General features: G+C 68.0%; 21 protein-coding genes. 13 read left to right on the plus strand and 8 right to left on the minus strand.

Going from position 1 to position 16,484, the window contains the following annotated elements; genetic code table 11:
* Positions 1-117 precede the first annotated feature (117 nt).
* A complete protein-coding gene (locus BLV31_RS24985) occupies positions 118-273 on the minus strand; it encodes a DUF6131 family protein (protein ID WP_006552398.1) in 156 nt (51 codons plus the stop codon).
* A gap of 218 nt (positions 274-491) precedes the next feature.
* Here BLV31_RS24985 and BLV31_RS08125 point away from each other — a divergent pair, with 218 nt between their 5' ends.
* The 3 genes from BLV31_RS08125 (at position 492) to BLV31_RS08135 (ending at position 2,568) form a co-directional block, all read left to right on the plus strand.
* Entirely contained in the window at positions 492-1,037 is a 546-nt protein-coding gene (locus BLV31_RS08125; RefSeq protein WP_064061809.1) for a Dps family protein, read from the plus strand.
* Between the two features lie 25 nt (positions 1,038-1,062).
* Positions 1,063-2,169 carry an NAD-dependent epimerase/dehydratase family protein gene (locus tag BLV31_RS08130; protein WP_064061808.1) on the plus strand — a complete coding sequence of 369 codons (1,107 nt, stop codon included), beginning with the start codon at positions 1,063-1,065 and terminating at the stop codon, positions 2,167-2,169.
* Positions 2,170-2,295: 126 nt separating this feature from the next.
* A complete protein-coding gene (locus BLV31_RS08135; protein ID WP_006552395.1) occupies positions 2,296-2,568 on the plus strand; it encodes a hypothetical protein in 273 nt (90 codons plus the stop codon).
* Between the two features lie 78 nt (positions 2,569-2,646).
* On the opposite strand, the gene BLV31_RS08140 is transcribed toward BLV31_RS08135, so the two are convergent.
* Positions 2,647-3,666, minus strand: coding sequence for an iron-containing redox enzyme family protein (locus BLV31_RS08140; RefSeq protein ID WP_081263513.1), 1,020 nt, complete (start codon positions 3,664-3,666; stop codon positions 2,647-2,649).
* A 151-nt stretch (positions 3,667-3,817) separates the two neighbouring features.
* On the opposite strand from BLV31_RS08140, the gene BLV31_RS08145 reads away from it, so the two are divergent.
* The 4 genes from BLV31_RS08145 to BLV31_RS08160 all read left to right on the plus strand — a co-directional run bounded on the left by BLV31_RS08145 (position 3,818) and on the right by BLV31_RS08160 (position 6,571).
* Positions 3,818-4,675: an SDR family oxidoreductase gene (locus BLV31_RS08145; protein WP_019291163.1), complete on the plus strand. Its 858-nt coding sequence runs from the start codon at positions 3,818-3,820 to the stop codon at positions 4,673-4,675.
* Between the two features lie 67 nt (positions 4,676-4,742).
* Complete coding sequence (locus BLV31_RS08150) at positions 4,743-5,726, plus strand: helix-turn-helix transcriptional regulator (protein WP_064061813.1); 984 nt, start codon at positions 4,743-4,745, stop codon at positions 5,724-5,726.
* A complete protein-coding gene (locus tag BLV31_RS08155) occupies positions 5,723-6,286 on the plus strand; it encodes a dihydrofolate reductase family protein (RefSeq protein ID WP_024101753.1) in 564 nt (187 codons plus the stop codon). Before BLV31_RS08150 ends, BLV31_RS08155 begins: the two co-directional genes overlap by 4 nt.
* A gap of 63 nt (positions 6,287-6,349) precedes the next feature.
* Positions 6,350-6,571, plus strand: a complete 222-nt coding sequence (locus tag BLV31_RS08160; protein ID WP_006552390.1) for a hypothetical protein — start codon at positions 6,350-6,352, stop codon at positions 6,569-6,571.
* A gap of 53 nt (positions 6,572-6,624) precedes the next feature.
* Here BLV31_RS08160 and BLV31_RS08165 read toward each other — a convergent pair whose 3' ends face one another.
* The 3 genes from BLV31_RS08165 to BLV31_RS08175 all read right to left on the minus strand — a co-directional run bounded on the left by BLV31_RS08165 (position 6,625) and on the right by BLV31_RS08175 (position 8,706).
* A complete protein-coding gene (locus BLV31_RS08165) occupies positions 6,625-7,482 on the minus strand; it encodes a polyphosphate kinase 2 family protein (protein ID WP_064061806.1) in 858 nt (285 codons plus the stop codon).
* Between the two features lie 82 nt (positions 7,483-7,564).
* Entirely contained in the window at positions 7,565-7,918 is a 354-nt protein-coding gene (locus BLV31_RS08170) for a DUF4873 domain-containing protein (protein ID WP_064061805.1), read from the minus strand.
* Positions 7,919-7,962: 44 nt separating this feature from the next.
* On the minus strand, positions 7,963-8,706 hold the full coding sequence (locus tag BLV31_RS08175; protein ID WP_024101752.1) for a TetR/AcrR family transcriptional regulator: 744 nt from the start codon (positions 8,704-8,706) through the stop codon (positions 7,963-7,965).
* A gap of 156 nt (positions 8,707-8,862) precedes the next feature.
* Between BLV31_RS08175 and BLV31_RS08180 the strand changes: the two genes are divergently transcribed.
* The 6 genes from BLV31_RS08180 to BLV31_RS08205 all read left to right on the plus strand — a co-directional run bounded on the left by BLV31_RS08180 (position 8,863) and on the right by BLV31_RS08205 (position 13,969).
* Entirely contained in the window at positions 8,863-10,074 is a 1,212-nt protein-coding gene (locus BLV31_RS08180) for a DUF445 domain-containing protein (protein ID WP_259443923.1), read from the plus strand.
* A gap of 61 nt (positions 10,075-10,135) precedes the next feature.
* Positions 10,136-10,612, plus strand: a complete 477-nt coding sequence (locus BLV31_RS08185) for a helix-turn-helix domain-containing protein (RefSeq protein WP_006552384.1) — start codon at positions 10,136-10,138, stop codon at positions 10,610-10,612.
* The gene (locus BLV31_RS08190) at positions 10,609-11,523 is read left to right on the plus strand and encodes a hypothetical protein (RefSeq protein ID WP_064061804.1); all 915 of its coding nucleotides are present in this window, start codon (positions 10,609-10,611) and stop codon (positions 11,521-11,523) included. The genes BLV31_RS08185 and BLV31_RS08190 overlap by 4 nt, the downstream gene beginning before the upstream one ends.
* Positions 11,524-11,587: 64 nt before the next feature.
* Positions 11,588-11,878 carry a DUF2516 family protein gene (locus BLV31_RS08195; RefSeq protein ID WP_024101750.1) on the plus strand — a complete coding sequence of 97 codons (291 nt, stop codon included), beginning with the start codon at positions 11,588-11,590 and terminating at the stop codon, positions 11,876-11,878.
* Between the two features lie 89 nt (positions 11,879-11,967).
* Positions 11,968-12,891 (plus strand): AurF N-oxygenase family protein, encoded by a 924-nt coding sequence (locus BLV31_RS08200; RefSeq protein ID WP_006552381.1) that lies wholly within the window; start codon positions 11,968-11,970, stop codon positions 12,889-12,891.
* A gap of 40 nt (positions 12,892-12,931) precedes the next feature.
* Entirely contained in the window at positions 12,932-13,969 is a 1,038-nt protein-coding gene (locus BLV31_RS08205; RefSeq protein ID WP_064061803.1) for an alpha/beta fold hydrolase, read from the plus strand.
* A gap of 67 nt (positions 13,970-14,036) precedes the next feature.
* Here the strand turns inward: BLV31_RS08205 and purU are convergent, their stop codons facing one another.
* The 3 genes from purU to BLV31_RS08220 form a co-directional block, all read right to left on the minus strand.
* The gene (gene purU / locus BLV31_RS08210) at positions 14,037-14,924 is read right to left on the minus strand and encodes a formyltetrahydrofolate deformylase (RefSeq protein ID WP_006552379.1); all 888 of its coding nucleotides are present in this window, start codon (positions 14,922-14,924) and stop codon (positions 14,037-14,039) included.
* Between the two features lie 76 nt (positions 14,925-15,000).
* Complete coding sequence (locus tag BLV31_RS08215; RefSeq protein WP_024101749.1) at positions 15,001-15,873, minus strand: class I SAM-dependent methyltransferase; 873 nt, start codon at positions 15,871-15,873, stop codon at positions 15,001-15,003.
* Positions 15,870-16,403 carry a GNAT family N-acetyltransferase gene (locus BLV31_RS08220; protein ID WP_064061802.1) on the minus strand — a complete coding sequence of 178 codons (534 nt, stop codon included), beginning with the start codon at positions 16,401-16,403 and terminating at the stop codon, positions 15,870-15,872. Before BLV31_RS08220 ends, BLV31_RS08215 begins: the two co-directional genes overlap by 4 nt.
* Between the last annotated feature and the right edge of the window lie 81 nt (positions 16,404-16,484).

The following is a 16,484-nucleotide window of genomic DNA, read 5'->3' on the forward strand; positions in this document are numbered from 1 at the left end:
TCGGGGCGGGGTCGTAAGGGTCCGGAAACGACGAATCCCGGGTGCCGTGAGCACCCGGGATTCGCAGTTCTGCCTCGTGCCGAACGTCTCCTTCCGGCACGGACGATCGACAGGGGGTCAGTACCAGTGCGCGCGTCCGCCGATCGCCCGGCCCGTCGCGCCCAAGATCGCAAGGATCACGCCGATCACCAGAAGTATCACTCCGAGTGTGGTGAGGATCGAGATACCGGTGAAGAACCCCACCACCAACAGAATCAGACCCAGAATGATCATTGTCGCCACCTCAGATGTCATGACCGAAACCTGGAAGCCTCGGTGCCCGGCGATCGAATAACCGGGTTGGTCCGTTTCCAAACGTTTGTGACTCGCCTGATCCGGACAAATTCATTCGACGCAGGTCACGGGACGTCCGGTGCGCCCGGATGTTTGGATTCCACCGTGCCTCGGGTATTCGCCTTCCGACACACCCGAGAGCATTCCGGAGGAAGAATATGTCGAACTCGAGCTATACGGTTCCCGGTCTGAGCGATGCCGACGGCTCGCGCACCGCGAAGATTCTCCAGGAGCGCCTGAGTGCCTACAACGATCTGCACCTCACGCTGAAGCACATCCACTGGAACGTCGTCGGTCCGAACTTCATCGGCGTCCACGAGATGATCGACCCGCAGGTCGAGCTCGTGCGCGGATACGCGGACGAGGTCGCCGAGCGGATCGCCGCGCTCGGTGCGTCGCCCAAGGGCACGCCGGGCGCCATCGAGAAGAACCGCACGTGGGACGACTACTCGGTCGGCCGCGACACCGCGCAGGCGCACCTCGCTGCGCTGGACCTCGTCTACGACGGCATCATCACCGACAACCGCAAGGCGATCGACGAGGTCGGCAAGCTCGACCCGATCACCGAGGACCTCCTGATCGGCCAGACCGGCCAGCTGGAGAAGTTCCAGTGGTTCGTCCGCGCGCACCTCGAGAACGCTGCCGGTATTCTCCCGAACGCCGATGCGCAGACGGAGAAGGACGCAGCGGAATCGGCCCGCTGACCGGGACACCCGGACGATACCGACGATGCCGATGGCTTCCACACCCCGAACCGGTCTGCCACGACGCATCGTCGTCACCGGAGCGAGCGGAAATGTCGGCACGGCGCTCCTGCGCCGGCTGGCCGCTCACCCCGCGCAACTCGATATCGTCGCGATCGCGCGCCGGATTCCCCCGGCGCGCGATCCGTATGCGGCGGCGAAGTGGTGCGCCGTGGACCTCGGGGCTCCCGACGCCGCCCGGGTCCTGACTCCGATCTTCGCGGAGGCCGACGCCGTTGTGCACCTGGCCTGGGGATTCCAGCCCTCGCACCGTCGCGACTATCTCCGGCGGGTGGCGGTGGACGGTACCCGCGCCGTCATGACGGCCGCCGCCGACGCCGGTGTCGCGCACGTGATCCACATGTCCTCCGCCGCCGTGTACTCCGAGGGCGCCTACCGTCGGGAGGTCGACGAGTCGTGGGCCCGCGAAGGCGTGCCCACCTGTGTCTACAGCGTCGACAAGGTTGCGGCGGAGACATTCCTCGACGACTTCGAGTCCGGCACGAACGTGCCCGTCCTCACCCGTTTCCGCCCGGGATTCATCGGGCAGCTCGTCTCCGGCTCGGGCCTCGAACGCTACGTGCTGCCCGAGTTCGTGCCCGCCGGCATCACGAACCATCTGCCGTTGATCCCGATCGATCACAAGCTCACGATTCCCGCCGTGCACTCCGACGATGTGGCGGACGCGCTGGTCGCAGCGCTCGAGCGACGGGTGCCCGGTCCGTTCAACCTGGGTGCACCGACCCCGGTGGGAGCGCGGGACTTCGCCGCTCCGTTCGACTGCCCGACGATTCCGGTGCCGCGATGGGGTCTGTCGGCGCTCGCCGAAGCGACCTGGCGCCTACGGTTGCAACCGGTGCAGGGCGGATGGATCGACCTCGCCTACACCTGCCCGATGCTCGACTGCAGAAGGGCCCGCGAGGAACTCGGATGGTCGCCGAAGTACGACGGTCCCGAGGTGTGGTCCGAGACGGTGCGCGGCATGCGCAGCGCGACGGGCACCGACAGCCCCGTCCTCTCTCCGCGCAGCGCGCGCGAACGACTCGCCGCGCTCGTCGAACGTGGGCCCATCGGCCGGCGGATACCGCCGTAACACTCTCGGCCGTAACGCTCTCCTGCGCAGAACCATCCGCCGCCCTCCGTCGTCCCCTGCTGGGCCGTGGAGGGCGGGTTCGTGGAGGGCTGGTTTCGTGGAGGGCCGGATGCGGTATCCACCACCATGACGAAACCATCGAATCGAGCTCACGCTCCCACCACTGCGTCCCGAGCTTCGGGCTGGGTCGGATACGCCTGCATCCTCGCGGGGATCGCTGTCGTCGCTCTCGTACTCTACGCGGCGGGCGACGGATTCGAGGGATGGGTGATCGTCGGAGCCATCGCTGCCGCCGTGCTCATCGTCGTCGGCGTGGTGATGTCCGCGCTCAACCTCCGTCGACGCCGCCTCCGCGGGTCCGGTGGTACCCCCACACACGAACCCGGCCTGATCGACTGAGCCGGGACCCCGGCACCGACGAGTGGAGCCCCGGGACGCACTGTCCCGGGGCTCCACTCGCTGTCTCGTACCCGAGTGTCAGGCCGGTGCCTCCGCCGACGTGAGGAGCGAGCTGCGACCGGCGGTCCATCTGCCCAGCAGATGGCTTCCGAGCCGGCCCTCGAGGAACTCGATGGCCTGCGCACCGAACGAGATGTCCTGCGCCCGAGCCGGATCCTGTTCGATCATGTAACCCACCACGTCGTGCCGCAGGACGAGCTCGTGGACGGCGTCGGCCTCGATGTGCTCGGAGTAGAAGAGGACGCACGCGTCGTCGGCGCCCAGACGCTCGAGAGCCTCGACCATGCGGCGGGCGCTGGGGGCGGTGGTGATCTCGGCCGCGGCGAACATCCCGACCAGCATCGGCGTATATGCGCGGTGCAGACCGCACAACGACATGAAGTTCACCGTTGCAAGGGTGACGGCGGGAACGACGTCGAGATAGCCCAGATAGTCGTCCTTCAGGCCGGCGGCGAGCAGCAGGTCGGCGAACAACCGCGAGTGCATGCGCTCGGCCCGACCTCCGCCGTACTCGTCGAACTCGACGGCGACCAGCGCGGCTTTGGCGCGACCGGACAGTCGCGGGATCGCGAGGGCGTGTGGGTCCGCTTCCTTGAGGTGGTAGATCGAGCGATGCACGAAGAACTCGCGCATCATCTCCCACGTGCCGTTCGCGGCGAGCTCGTGGGAGACACCCCACGAGTCGTCCGGCTCGCGGCACAGGTCCTCGAGGACACCCTGCGGATCGTCGGAAGCCGGGACGTCGGCGCGCAGCCGATCGAGGAAGATGCGCTCGAGGCGCGCCCGGACCCCGAGCGGGCCCGGTGCCCATTCCCAGGCCGGGTCGACGCCCGCGAACCCGCGGTAGTGGAGCTCGTAGAGAACGGCCAGAGCGAGTTGGACGTCCTCGCCGTAGGCATCCGCGCCGTCGGTCGCGACGTCCCACACGGCATCGTCCACCGGGCCACCGAGTCGCTCGACGATCTCGGCGGAGATGGGTCCGCGGGGCGTGGGAAGCGGAGCGTCGTGCACGTCGCACATCCGGGTCTCATGAGCCATACGCCGGGGTTACCCTCTCGGAGCAGTGCAGAAACGACCCGTCGGTCGGTGCAGAAACGACCCGTCGGTCGGTGCAGAAACGACCCGTCGGTCGGTGCGGACCGGGGAAACGGGCGTGAATATCGATGCAGCCTGTGGGTATCCGGCGGCCATGAGCGAGGACCGCGAACGAGAACCACACACCATCGACTATCCCGGTGAGACCGACGAGATGGCCGAACGCCCCGCCGACGAGATGCGCGGTTACGTCGGCCGCGGGTTGCTGTCCGGCCGCAAGGCCCTCGTCACGGGCGGCGACTCCGGCATCGGACGGGCGGTCGCCGTCGCCTTCGCGAAGGAGGGTGCCGACGTCGCGATCGCCTACCTCGAGGAACACCGCGACGCCGAACACACCGCCGACCTGGTGCGACGCGAGGGCCGCACATGCCACGTGATCGCGGGCGACCTCGGCGACGCGCAGCACTGCCGGGCGGTGGTGGCCGAGACGGTCGAGCAACTCGGTGGCCTCGACATCCTCGTCAACAATGCCGGCACCCAGCAGCCCGTCGACGATTTCGCCGAGTTGAGCGAGGAGCAGTGGCGCCACACCTTCGCCGTGAACATCGACAGCTTCTTCCACGTGACGAAGGCGGCCCTGCCGCATCTGACGCCGGGCGGTTCCGTCATCAACACCGCGTCGGTCAACGGTCTGCGCGGCAACAAGACGCTCATCGACTACTCGGCGACCAAGGGCGCGGTGATAGCCCTGACCTACTCGCTCGCGCAGGCACTGCAGGACAGGCAGATCCGCGTGAACTGCGTGGCGCCCGGACCGGTGTGGACACCGTTGATCCCGGCGACGATGGACGCGGAGAAGGTCTCCGAGTTCGGGCAACAGGCCCCTTTCGGCCGCGCCGCGCAGCCCGACGAGATCGCCCCGTCCTACGTCTTCTTCGCATCGGAGACGATGTCGTCGTACTACAGCGGTGAGGTACTCGCCCCGCTCGGCGGCGAGACCATGCCGGGCTGACCGGGTGAGCCGGTAGAGAGCAAGAACGGTCGGGCGGCGGCCGGGGTCTGTGCGCGACACTGAACGCATGACCTTCGGCCGTGACCGACTGCGGGAACTGCTCGACGCCGTTCTCGACGAGAACAACGCGACCCTCGAACGGATGGCGCAGCACGCCTACGCGTCGCAGTGGCACTTCAGCCGCACCTTCGCGGTGGGCACCGGCGAGTCGCCGGTGGCGTTGCGGCGCCGGGTGATGCTCGAGCGTGCCGCCTGGCAACTGCGTCACGGCAGTTCGGTCACCGATGCGGCGTTCGCCGCCGGCTACGACAGCGTCGAAGGGTTCGCCCGAGCCTTCGTCCGTGCCTACGGATATCCGCCCAGCGAGGCCGCCCGGGTGCTCGGCACCGGCCGTAGGGATCCCGGGGCGCCTGCGCCCGTCGACCACTGGGCGCCCGCGCCCGTCGATCACTGGTTGCCCGCCCCCAACGGCGTACATTTCCATCCGCCCACCAATCTCTGGGTCGAGGAGGACGGAGGGCGGTCCACCGCGCCCGACTACCCGGCCGCCGAGGTCCTCGCGCAGATGGTGCAGCACGACCTCGCGGACACCCGCTATCTCCTCGGGCGCGCCACCGAGCTCGACGACGACGAGCGCGACCGGATCAGGTTCCCCGGACTGGTGGTCCTCGAATGGGACGGTCCCGAGGAATCCGTCTCACGTGTGCTCGGCAACCTGGTACGTGCCAAGGAGATGTGGTTGGCCTCGATGGCCGGCGCTGACCACCCCGAGGATTCTGACAACGGGATCGACTCTCTGACAGTGCGTTTCGAGGATGTTGCTCCGCGCTGGGTGGAGACGATCCGCGACATCCATCGCCGCGGCGCCTGGGGCGACGTGCTCATCGACGCCCTGTGCGACCCTCCCGAGAGCTTCGTCCTCGGGGGAGTGGTCGCCCACGTCCTCACCTTCGCCGCACACCGCCGTCAACTCGCGCGGCACATGATGCGGGCGGTCGGGCTCGACGTCGATCACGGAGATCCACTCGACTGGAACAGGAGCAGCTCATGACCCGGATGATCTACTACACCGCAAGCACACTGGACGGCTTCCTCGCCACCGAGGACCATTCGCTCGACTGGTTGCTCACCCGGGAGTCCGGTGACGGCGGGCCGTTCGACTACGAGAAGTTCATCGCCGGTATCGGCGCCATCGTCATGGGCTCGTCCACCTACCGCTGGGTGCTCGACCATGCAGGCGAGGACAAGTGGGAGTACGACCTGCCCTGCTGGGTGTTCACGCATCGCGACGACCTGCCCGTCGCCCGGGCAGGCGACGAACCCGGCGACATCCGCTTCACGCAGAAGGACGTCCGTCAGGTCTACGACGAGATGGCCGAGGCCGCGAACGGCCGCGACCTGTGGATGGTGGGCGGCGGTGATCTCGCCGGACAGTTCGCCGAGCGCGGTCTGCTCGACGAGCTCGTCGTCTCCTTCGCGCCGGTGACCATCGGTTCCGGCCGTCCGTTGCTCCCGCTACACGTGGAGATGCGCCTCACCGAGCTCGGGCAGAGCGGCGAGTTCGCCGTCCTCCGCTACGAGGTGCTGAAGGAATCCACCGGTCGGTTGTGATGCGAGTCACGTGCAGGTACCGTCGGCATCGAGAGGGACACACCTCGTCCGAGGAGGCCGGTCGTGAAACTCAATCTGTTCGTAGCCTGGAGCGCCTATGCGCTCGCACTCGCCTCGATCCTGATGATCGCCCTGACGATCGTCGCCGCGGGGTACGGATTCTCGGGCTGGGCGCTCGTCGCGGCGCTCGGCGCTGTCGTCGCACTCGGCGCGGCATTCGGCATGATGGCCGGAACCGTGCGCCGAGACCACAGACGGCACTACGACACCCCGCATCTGTTCTGAGGGTGATACCTGACGCGAGTCGGTGAAAGCCGACTCGCATCACTCACACGACATCACGACTCTGCGAGTCGGCGCTTCTCCGTTTCGATGTCGAAAGTCGGCTCCGGCCAATCGAGGTCGAGACGTTCGAACGCGTCGATGAGCAGTTCCGTCACCGCGAGGCGGCTGTACCACTTGCGGTCGCACGGTACGACGTACCAGGGCGCCTCGTCGGTGCTGGTCCGATCCAGCATGTCCTGATAGGCCTGCTGGTACTGCGGCCACAGGGCGCGCTCCGAGACATCGCTCGGGTCGTACTTCCAGTGCTTGTCGCGGCGCTCGAGGCGCTCGGCGAGGCGCTTCTTCTGCTCGTCCAACGAGACGAACATCGCGACCTTCACGATGGTCGTGCCCTCCCGGACGACTTCGCTCTCGAACCGGTTGATCTCGTCGTAGCGTCCGCGCCAGACATTCTCCGGCACCAGTGATCTCACCCGCGCGACCAGCACATCCTCGTAGTGCGACCGGTCGAAGACGCCGAGCTGACCGTTGCGGGGGAGGGCCTTCGCGATCCGCCACAGGAAGTGGTGCCGCTTCTCCTCCTCCGTCGGCACCCCGAAGGCCTTATGGTCGACGCCCTGCGGGTCGATTTGGCCGACGACGTGACGCACCATGCCGCCCTTCCCGGCGGTGTCCATGCCCTGCAGGATCAGCAGCACCGAGCGGGTGCCGCCGGTCCGCCCCTCGGCGAACAGCATCTCCTGCAGATCGGAGAGGACGGCACCACGTTCGGCGAACAGACGTTCGCCGAGCGCCTTGTCGCCGTCGAATCCCGGGGTGCCGTTCGTGTCGATGTCGGCGACGCGGGTCTCGGGCGTCGCCCGGAGGGCTTCGACGATCGATGCGGGCCGGAAGACGTCGTCCTTCGTCATCCCGCCAGCGTGTCACACGCAGGCGTCATCGGGCGTGTGCCACACGCAGTGGTCATCGGGCGTGTGCCACACGCAGTCGTGATCAGGCGGGATCGACACCGTCGGTCTCGGTTGGCAGAGGGTAAGGCGGTCGCGAGATGCCGTCGACCATGTGGCTGCCCCACAGGTCGACCTCCGAGATGCGGGCGGTCGCGGTCTCGGGGGCGTCGGGCACCGTAATCGTCACGGTGGTGCCGGGGGCGGGCGAGGCGTCTGCTCCGAGGGTCTCGGTGAGCCTGCGGAGCCGGCCGCGCCACACGTGCCGGCCGAGCAGGGGGTCGAACCGTCCGGAGATCTCGACGTCGACGGCGACCGTGCGGTTGCCCACGGTGACCTCGGCGGGACCGCGGTAGCCGGGATCGTCCTCGTCGTGCAGGTCGTCGGCGTGGTCGCTCATGTCCGCACTATACATGCAACTTCGAGTAACAATAAAGGTGTCGATCAGGGAGTGGTCGACGACTCCGGCAGGAGTGGATGCGGTTGCGACTTGAAGCGCACCGGAGATCCGGCGACTCCGGCGATGCCGTTCATGCCGCCCCAGATCATCATCGTCAGATAATCGATCAGGTCCTCGGCGGTCATCGACTTGTTCGAGATCCACCAGTGCGTCGCGAGCTGGATGCCGCCGACGATTCCGTACGCCCACGGCACGGCACCACCCGAATCCATCTCGAGCAGCCGCAGCCGTTCCCCGAGGACGGTAGCGACGAGCTCGGCGATCATCCGCTCCGAATCGGCCACCACGTCGCGCCCCGCCGACGCGCTGTTGCTCATCACGTACAGATAGACCTCGGGATCGTCGGCGACGGTCTCGACGTAGGCGGTGATCGCCTCCCGGGTGAGCTCGTACTCGTCGAGATCCTCCGCGACCGCCGCGTAAATCCGGGGAGCGAGGACCGTCTCGACGTACCGCAGCATCGTCGCGGTCGTCAGGTCGCTCTTGTCGGTGAAGTAGCGGTAGAGCACCGTCTTCGACACGCCGATCTCGGCGGCGATCTCGTCCATGCCGATCTCGTGGCCGCGGGAGCGGATCGCGTTGATGGTGCCGTCCACGAGCTCTTCCCGGCGGGCGATCTTGTGCTCGTGCCAGCGCCGTTTGCGGCCGTCCTGCTTCACGGGCGGGGCGGCCTCGCTCGAGGTCGTGGTCGAAGTCGTCTGCGGTCTGCTGGACACTGTGTGGCACATCCGTTCGGTTTCGATCGTCGGCTCAGTCTACGATCCGGCCCCCCGTCCTTCAGAACTCGAGGGCGATCCGTCCGCCGAGTGCCGACTTTCGGCACAATCGATCGGGTGCAGCTCCTGACGACCGACGACGAGATCAAACGCCGAGAACTCCGCCGTATGAAGGCGGTCGCGACCGGCTTCCTCGTCGCCGCCGCGATCATCTATCTCTTCTGCCGCTGGCAGGAAACCCGCGGCGCCGGCGCATGGGTGGGTTACGTGCGCGCGGCTTCCGAGGCCGGCATGGTCGGCGCGCTCGCCGACTGGTTCGCCGTGACCGCCCTGTTCCGGCACCCACTACGGATACCCATCCCGCACACGGCGATCATCAAGCGGAAGAAGGACCAGCTCGGCGCCAACCTGAGCTCGTTCGTCGGCAACAACTTCCTCGCACCCGAGGTGGTGTCGGCCAAGGTCGAGTCGGCGCAGATCCCGCTGCGGGTCGGTACCTGGCTCGCCGAACCCGAGAACGCCCAGCGTGTGGCCAAGGAGACGTCGACGGTCCTGCGCGGCGTGGTCGGAATCCTGCGCGAGGACGACATCCAGCAGATCATCGACCACACCATCGTCAAGCGGATCGCCGAACCGGAATGGGGACCGCCCATCGGGCGTGTCCTCACCGAACTCCTCGCCGAGAACCGCCACCTGCCGCTCGTCGACATGCTCGCCGAACGCGCGCACCAGTGGGCGCTCGGGAGCCAGGAGACCATCGACCGCGTGATCAGCCGCGACTCGCCGTCGTGGTCGCCGAAGTTCGTCGACCTGCTGCTCGGCGAGAAGATCCACCGCGAACTCGTGGAGTTCACGTGGAAGGTGCGGTCGAATCCCGACCACGAGGTGCGGCTCGCGGTCAACAAGTTCCTCGCCGACTACGCCCGCGACCTGCAAAGCGATCCCGTGACCATCGCCAAGGCGGAGAAGGTCAAGGCCGAGATCATGGGCCGCGACGAGATCACCGGGCTCGCCGCGGCGACCTGGCGGACGGCCAAGCGGATGATCCTCGACTCGGTGGACGACCCGAACAGCACCCTGCGCACGAAGATCGCGGAGAACGTCATGGCGTTCGGCATCCGAGTGCGTGAGGACGCCGAGCTGCGCACCAAGATCGACGGTTGGTTGCTCGACGCGGTGCGTTTCGTCGCGTCCAACTACGCCGACGAGATCACCTCCGTCATCCGCGAGACGGTCGAGCGCTGGGACGCCGAGGAGGCCAGCCGCAAGATCGAACTCGCCGTGGGTCGCGACCTGCAGTTCATTCGCATCAACGGCACGGTGGTCGGCTCACTCGCCGGGTTGACGATCTACACGGTCTCGGAGTTGCTGTTCGCGTGACGACGGTCACGTGCTAGCAAGGTGCTTGCTGTAGCTAGCACTTGTCCGTAGACTGGTCGGTGTGTCCACGGAACCAGATCCGATCGAGGGCTCGGACACGCCGGACGACAGCGCCGGACCGGGGGATATCGCCGTTCGGGTGGTCAACAACGCCGCCCAGGACATCGGTGCCTTCATTCGGTCGCAGCGCGAGGCTGCACAGGTGTCGCTCCGCCAGTTGTCGCAACTGGCCGGTGTCAGCAACCCGTACCTGAGCCAGATCGAACGGGGCCTGCGCAAGCCGTCCGCGGAAGTGCTCGCCCAGATCGCCAAGGGGTTGCGGCTCTCGGCCGAGGTTCTCTACGTGCGAGCGGGGATCCTCGAGCATCGAGCGGAGAGCGCCGTGCGCGACGCGGTGCTCGTCGACACCGTTCTCACCGAGCGGCAGAAGCAGGTCCTGCTCGACATCTACGACTCGTTCTGCCGAGAGAACCAGCAGAACACCGGCGAGGCCCGGCCCGACCATCCGACAGACTTCGACGAGGAGAAAACTCCATGACCGATCCCACCAACATCCGTACCTCCCTCTACGCCGCGGTCGGTGCCGGCGACGCCGTCGTCCAGGCCGTCGCCGACCTCGTGGCCCAGGCGCGCCGACGTGCGGAGACCAACCGCACCGAGGTGGCCGAGCGGGTCGAGACCGCCCGCGACCGCTTCGCGACCCTGCCCGCCGATCTCACCGAGACCGTCGAGTCCCTCCGCGAGCGTCTCGCCGAACTCCCGGCCGAGCTGCCCGAGGAGATCGCGGAGCTGCGCGAGCGCTTCAGCACCGAGGAGCTGCGCAAGGTCGCCGAGGCGTACCTGAAGGTCGCCTCCGACCTCTACACCGCACTTGCCGAGCGCGGTGAGGAGACCATCGAGCGTCTGCGCTCCCAGCCGGCCCTCGAGGACGGCCTCGGTCGCGCCGAAGCCGTGCTCGGCGACGCCGCCGACCTCACCGAGGAAGCCCTCGGGACGGTGGCCCGCCGGACCCGCGAGGTCGGCGAGCAGGCCGCTAAGCTCGCGGGTCGCGCGGCCGGCCGCATCTCCGAGACGAGCGGCGAGGTGAGCGAGGCCGTGTCCGACGCCGGCGACAAGGCCGCCGAGCGCGTCGTCGAGCTCGGTGAGCGTGCCGAAGAGACGGGCTCCGAGACCGCCGGACGGGTCGAGTCGGCCCGCGGCGAGGTCCGCGAAGCGGCCGACAAGGCTGCGGAGAAGGTCGAGTCGGTGGCCACCCCGGTCGAGCCGGTCGAGGTCACCCCGGCCAAGGCTCCGGCCAAGAAGACTCCCGCCAAGGCTCCGGCGAAGGCCCCGGCCAAGACGGTTGCCAAGACGCCCGCCGCCAAGGCTCCGGCCAAGACCGCCGCCAAGACCCCGGCGAAGAAGACCCCTGCCAAGAAGGCGGCTCCGCGCAAGACCAGCGGTTCCTGACCTGCAGTGATCGATCGGCCCTCGTGCGAACTCGCACGAGGGCCGATTCTCGTAGACTGGTGTGGTGACCAATGTCGATTCACTTGCCGGTCTGATCATCCTCGCGCTGCAGATCATCGCCATCGCCGGGGCGGGATTCGCGCTGTTCCACGTCGTGCGTCAGCCCGCCGAGGCGTTTCCGGCCGTCGACAAGCTGACCAAGCCCGTCTGGCTCGGCATCCTCGTGGCCGCGTTGCTCGTCCTCGTCGTCTTCGGCGCGGTGGGTCTGCTCGGGATCATCGCGGTCGTCGCCGTGTGCGTGTACCTCGTGGACGTCCGTCCGCGGGTCGAGGAGGTCCAGCGCCCTCGGTGGTAGGGGGTCGGGCCTCCCTTTCGCTTGACAAGTGTGATCCAGATAATGACACTTCGGGTAACGGATAATTTTCCGAGACGAGGTGATCGGCGATGACGCTCTTGCGAAAGCACGACAGCCTGCCGGGTGAACACTCCACGGATCACCGGCAGGAGACCGCGCAACGCCTGCTCGATTCGTCGGCGCGGCTCTCCTACGATCCCGAGCTCGAGATCGACTGGGACGCGCCGCTCGTGGACGGCAAGTACGGCATGACCCCGGAGTGGTGCAGTCTCTACGGCACCGACCTGTGGGAACGCATGTCGGAGGATCAGCGCATCACCCTCACCGAGCACGAGGCCGCGAGCATCGCCGGCACCGGGATCTGGTTCGAGATGATCCTCATGCAGATGCTCGTCCGCGATCTCTACCGGCACGATCCGGCAACCCCCTACGTGCAGTTCGGGCTCACCGAGATCGCCGACGAATGCCGGCACTCGATCATGTTCGCGCGGTCGGCGCAGCGATACGGCATCCCCTCCTACCGGCCCAAGCGTTGGATCCGCGAGACCGGCCGGCTGTTCAAGGCTGTCGCGCGCGGCGCCCTCGCCTACGGCGGCACCCTGTTCGCCGAGGAGATCCTCGACATGATGCAGCGCGATTTCATGCGCGACGAGCGGGTGCAGCCCATCACCCGGACGGTGAGTCACGTCCACGTCGTGGAGGAGTCGCGGCACATCCGCTACGCCCGCGAGGAGACACGCAGGCGCTCGGCCCGGCTCGGACGTCTCGAGCGGGCATGGATCCGGATCCACCTCGGGGTGAGCGCGTACTTCGTCGTCACCAGCCTCGTGAACGACCAGGTCTACGCCGCGGCCGGACTCGACGTCGCCGAAGCGAAGAAGGCCGCGCAGGAGAACAGGCACTACCACGACAAGCTCCGTCAGGGCACTCGCCGCACGGTCGAGTTCCTCGACGAGGTGGGACTGATCGGCGGTCCGTCCACTCTGCTTCTGCGTCGCGCGCACGTCCTGTGACGTCGCGCTGCTCCACCGAACCGACAGGAGAATTCCACCCGTGAGAAAGCCGTCCCCGACCGCGTCGATCGCCGCGGGCTCGATCGTCCTCGCTGCCGCGGCGACCACCGCCGTGCTCGTCCGCCGGCGTCGTCGGACGGTCGTCCGTACCGAGGACGTCGCCCCGCACGAGCTGCTGCGCGAACCGGAACTCGAACCCGAGATCCTCGACGTCCGCGCCGACGACGGTGCCCGGCTGAACGTGCTCGCCTATGGCGACGCGGACGCTCCCGTGCTGGTGTTCTGTCACGGCTGGACGTGCAACGCCGCGTACTGGACCCCGCAGATCAACGCCTTCGCGGAGAACTACCGGGTGGTGGTCTACGACCAGCGCGGGCACGGCGACAGCGAGGCCGGGGCGCGGACGCTGGGAGCAGACGTGCTCGCCGACGATCTCCAGACGGTCCTCGACGCTGTGGTCCGGCCCGGTTCGAAGGCCGTGCTCACAGGTCACAGCATGGGCGGGATGAGCATCATCGCGTGGGCCGAGAAGTACCCGGAGAACGTCGGCCGCACGGTCGCAGGCGTGCTGCTCGCGAGCACCGGCACCGACCGGCTGGTCGCGGACTCGGCGATCGTGCCGCTGCCGCAACGCTTCCCGCGGGTGCCGGTGCCCGTCGCGAGCCGGCTCATGGGTGCGACCGTCCCGTTGGCGGCGTCCCCGGTGACGACGCGGGCCCTGCGCTACGTGGCCCTGTCGCCCGGTGCGAGCGCCGCCGAGGTGCAGTTCTGCGAGAAGATCGTGCTCGGCTGCCCGCCGCGCACGCGGGGCGGCTGGGGCAGGGCCCTGAGTGCCCTCGACATCCGTGAGGGTCTGCGCAATCTCACCGTGCCGACGACGGTGCTGGTCGGAACCGCCGACCGTCTCACCCCGCCTGTCCACGCCCGGCGTCTCGCCGAGGAACTCGACCGTGCGGGCAACCTCGAACGTTTCGTGGTGCTCGACGGCATCGGCCACATGAGCTCGGTCGAAGCGATCGACCGGTTCGACGAGGAGCTCGCGCACCTTGTCGAACGAGCCGGTGTGCCCGTCGGCTGAGCCGATCACCCACGCACGAAAGACCGGTCCATCCGCTCGCGGGTGGACCGGTTTCGGCTCGGGGGATCTACCGGAAGACGACGGTCTTACTGTCGTGCACCAGCACCCGATCCTCGAGGTGCCAGCGCAGACCGCGCGAGAGGACCAGCTTCTCGACGTCGCGGCCCTGACGGACCATGTCGCTGACGCTGTCGCTGTGACTGACGCGGATGACGTCCTGCTCGATGATCGGGCCCGCGTCGAGTTCGGCGGTGACGTAGTGGCAGGTCGCGCCGATGAGCTTCACGCCGCGCGTGAAGGCCTGGTGGTAGGGCCGTGCGCCGATGAACGACGGCAGGAAACTGTGGTGGATGTTGATCGCGCGGCCGGCCCAGTGCTCGCACAGTTCCTCCGGGAGCACCTGCATGAACCGGGCGAGGACCACCGCGTGCGGGTCGTGGGCGTCGACGAGCTTGCGGACCTGCTCGAAAGCCGGTCCGCGCTCGGCGGGATCCTTCGGGAACGACACGTAGTGGAAGGTGATGCCGTGTCGCTGCGCGACCGGTTCGAGATCGCGATGGTTGCCGATGACCGCGCAGATCTCGGCGTCGAGTTCCCCTGCGGCGACCCGTCCGAGGATGTCGTGCAGGCAGTGCCCTTCCTTGCTGACGAGCAGCACGACGCGCTTGCGCTTGCCGGTGTCGGAGAGCGTCCATTCGGTCTGCGGGCCGATGTCGGCGGCGACGCTCGCGAACTTCTCGCGCAGCTCGTCGAGTCCGAACGGGATCGACGACGCCCGGACGGCCTGCCGGGTGAAGAACCAACCGGTGTCTTGATCGGCGTGGTAGGCCGCCTCGACGATCGAACCACCGACCTCCGCGAGGAAGGTCGCGATGCGGGCGACGATCCCGGTGGTGTCCGGGCAGCCCAGGGTCAGAACGTAACGTCGATCGTCGGCGGATGAGGCGAGCGTCATGCCCCGATTCTCTCAGGTGACACACGGCGTCCTACTTCCGGTCGGCCCTGCTCCCGGTAGACCCTCTCTCCGGTCGTCAGCCCGAGACCGGAGGACGTCGAACCGTACCCGTGGCGACGAGAGTGGTCGCATCGATCGTGCGCAGTCCGCGTGCGGTGACCTCCTCGGCGATCTGCTGCCGCACCGACGCCACCTGCCCGGAGTCGAGCCCGGTCAGCACCGCGCGCAAACCGGTGCCCGTTACGAGCGACCAGCACAACTCCTCCGTCGCCGGAAGGAGATTCGACAGGGTGCGGACCTCCACGGAATCGGTTCCGGCGTCCGCGAGCCACGCCTCGAGTGTGTCCGGAGTGTCGATCCGGTGCAGGGGTGTGCGGTCGCGCAGGACGCCGCGCTCGCGCAGCCCGGGGGAGTAGCGCGACGCGACATCGAACACGATCGACGAGAACTCCTCCATCGCGCCGCGTCGCCAGACCGTCACGCCGGCGCGTCCGCCCTGCCTCACGAGCGAGACCAGACGCCAGAAGGTTCGGTCCATGTCCGGGAGGAAGAACACCCCGTAGGAGATCGACAGCACGTCGTAGCCGGCGTCGGGTACGTCCGACGGTGCCTCCCACTGCGAGGCGTCCGCACAGACGAATTCGATGTTCTTCAGGCCGCGGCGTTCCGCGGTCAGGCGGCCGTGTTCGAGCATCTCGTCGGCGACGTCGACGCCGTGGACGAGACCTTCGGGTCCGACGGCGGCGGCGGCGGGAAGCGCGGACGATCCCGTTCCGCAACACGCGTCGAGCACCGCCTCGTCGGGGGCGACGCCGAGCTGGAAGACCAGTGCCTGCCCGGCCGGTCCCCACACCGTCGGGGTCAGCTCGTCGAAATCCCCGCTCGCCGCGTCGAAGGTGCGTGCGGTCTCGGCGGAATCGGCCCAGGGGTTCTCGGGATCGTCGTTCATGCCTGCTCCTCGAGGGCGTAGAACGGCTCGGCGTACCGGAAGGTGCCCCGCAGCTCGGGGTCGTGTGCCGTGAGCGCCCGTGCCTGGAAGTGGGACGCCCACTCCTCGACGTCGGGGGAGATCCCGAGTTCGGCGGCGGGCACGAAACCGAAGCGGGGGTAGTAGTCGGGATGTCCGAGCAGGAGCACGATCGACTCGTCCAGGGCATCCGCCGCACCGAGCACGGCGTGCATGAGAGCGGCGCCCACGCCGGAGCGCTGGAAATCGGGACGGACACCGAGTGGACCGAGGCCCAGGGCAGGGGTGGCGCCGACGTGACCCCGGGTGGCGACGACCTGGCCGACGATCGCGCCCGAGGCGTCCTCGGCCACGAGCGACAACGGCGGCAGCCATGCGTCGCTCGCCCGCAACGACGCGACCAGACCGGGCTCGACCGGCTCGCGACCTTCCGGGGCGAACGGCGCGAACGCGGCGCGATGCACGTCGGCGGTCGCACGGACGTCGGCGGGGAGTTCTCGACGGATCAGCACGCGATCATTGTCGTGGCCGAAGCGGTGCGGCGGTATCGAATTATCGCCGTCTGCTGTTCCTCCGGACCACCACGACGGCCA

It is taken from the genome of Rhodococcus pyridinivorans (assembly GCF_900105195.1).
Lineage (GTDB): Bacteria > Actinomycetota > Actinomycetes > Mycobacteriales > Mycobacteriaceae > Rhodococcus > Rhodococcus pyridinivorans.

Coding starts and splice junctions, on each gene's coding strand:
- BLV31_RS24985 (WP_006552398.1), bottom strand. CDS start 273: ATGATCATTCTGGGTCTGATTCTGTTGGTGGTGGGGTTCTTCACCGGT.
- BLV31_RS08125 (WP_064061809.1), top strand. CDS start 492: ATGTCGAACTCGAGCTATACGGTTCCCGGTCTGAGCGATGCCGACGGC.
- BLV31_RS08130 (WP_064061808.1), top strand. CDS start 1,063: ATGCCGATGGCTTCCACACCCCGAACCGGTCTGCCACGACGCATCGTC.
- BLV31_RS08135 (WP_006552395.1), top strand. CDS start 2,296: ATGACGAAACCATCGAATCGAGCTCACGCTCCCACCACTGCGTCCCGA.
- BLV31_RS08140 (WP_081263513.1), bottom strand. CDS start 3,666: ATGGCTCATGAGACCCGGATGTGCGACGTGCACGACGCTCCGCTTCCC.
- BLV31_RS08145 (WP_019291163.1), top strand. CDS start 3,818: ATGAGCGAGGACCGCGAACGAGAACCACACACCATCGACTATCCCGGT.
- BLV31_RS08150 (WP_064061813.1), top strand. CDS start 4,743: ATGACCTTCGGCCGTGACCGACTGCGGGAACTGCTCGACGCCGTTCTC.
- BLV31_RS08155 (WP_024101753.1), top strand. CDS start 5,723: ATGACCCGGATGATCTACTACACCGCAAGCACACTGGACGGCTTCCTC.
- BLV31_RS08165 (WP_064061806.1), bottom strand. CDS start 7,482: ATGACGAAGGACGACGTCTTCCGGCCCGCATCGATCGTCGAAGCCCTC.
- BLV31_RS08170 (WP_064061805.1), bottom strand. CDS start 7,918: ATGAGCGACCACGCCGACGACCTGCACGACGAGGACGATCCCGGCTAC.
- BLV31_RS08175 (WP_024101752.1), bottom strand. CDS start 8,706: ATGTGCCACACAGTGTCCAGCAGACCGCAGACGACTTCGACCACGACC.
- BLV31_RS08180 (WP_259443923.1), top strand. CDS start 8,863: ATGAAGGCGGTCGCGACCGGCTTCCTCGTCGCCGCCGCGATCATCTAT.
- BLV31_RS08190 (WP_064061804.1), top strand. CDS start 10,609: ATGACCGATCCCACCAACATCCGTACCTCCCTCTACGCCGCGGTCGGT.
- BLV31_RS08200 (WP_006552381.1), top strand. CDS start 11,968: ATGACGCTCTTGCGAAAGCACGACAGCCTGCCGGGTGAACACTCCACG.
- purU (WP_006552379.1), bottom strand. CDS start 14,924: ATGACGCTCGCCTCATCCGCCGACGATCGACGTTACGTTCTGACCCTG.
- BLV31_RS08215 (WP_024101749.1), bottom strand. CDS start 15,873: ATGAACGACGATCCCGAGAACCCCTGGGCCGATTCCGCCGAGACCGCA.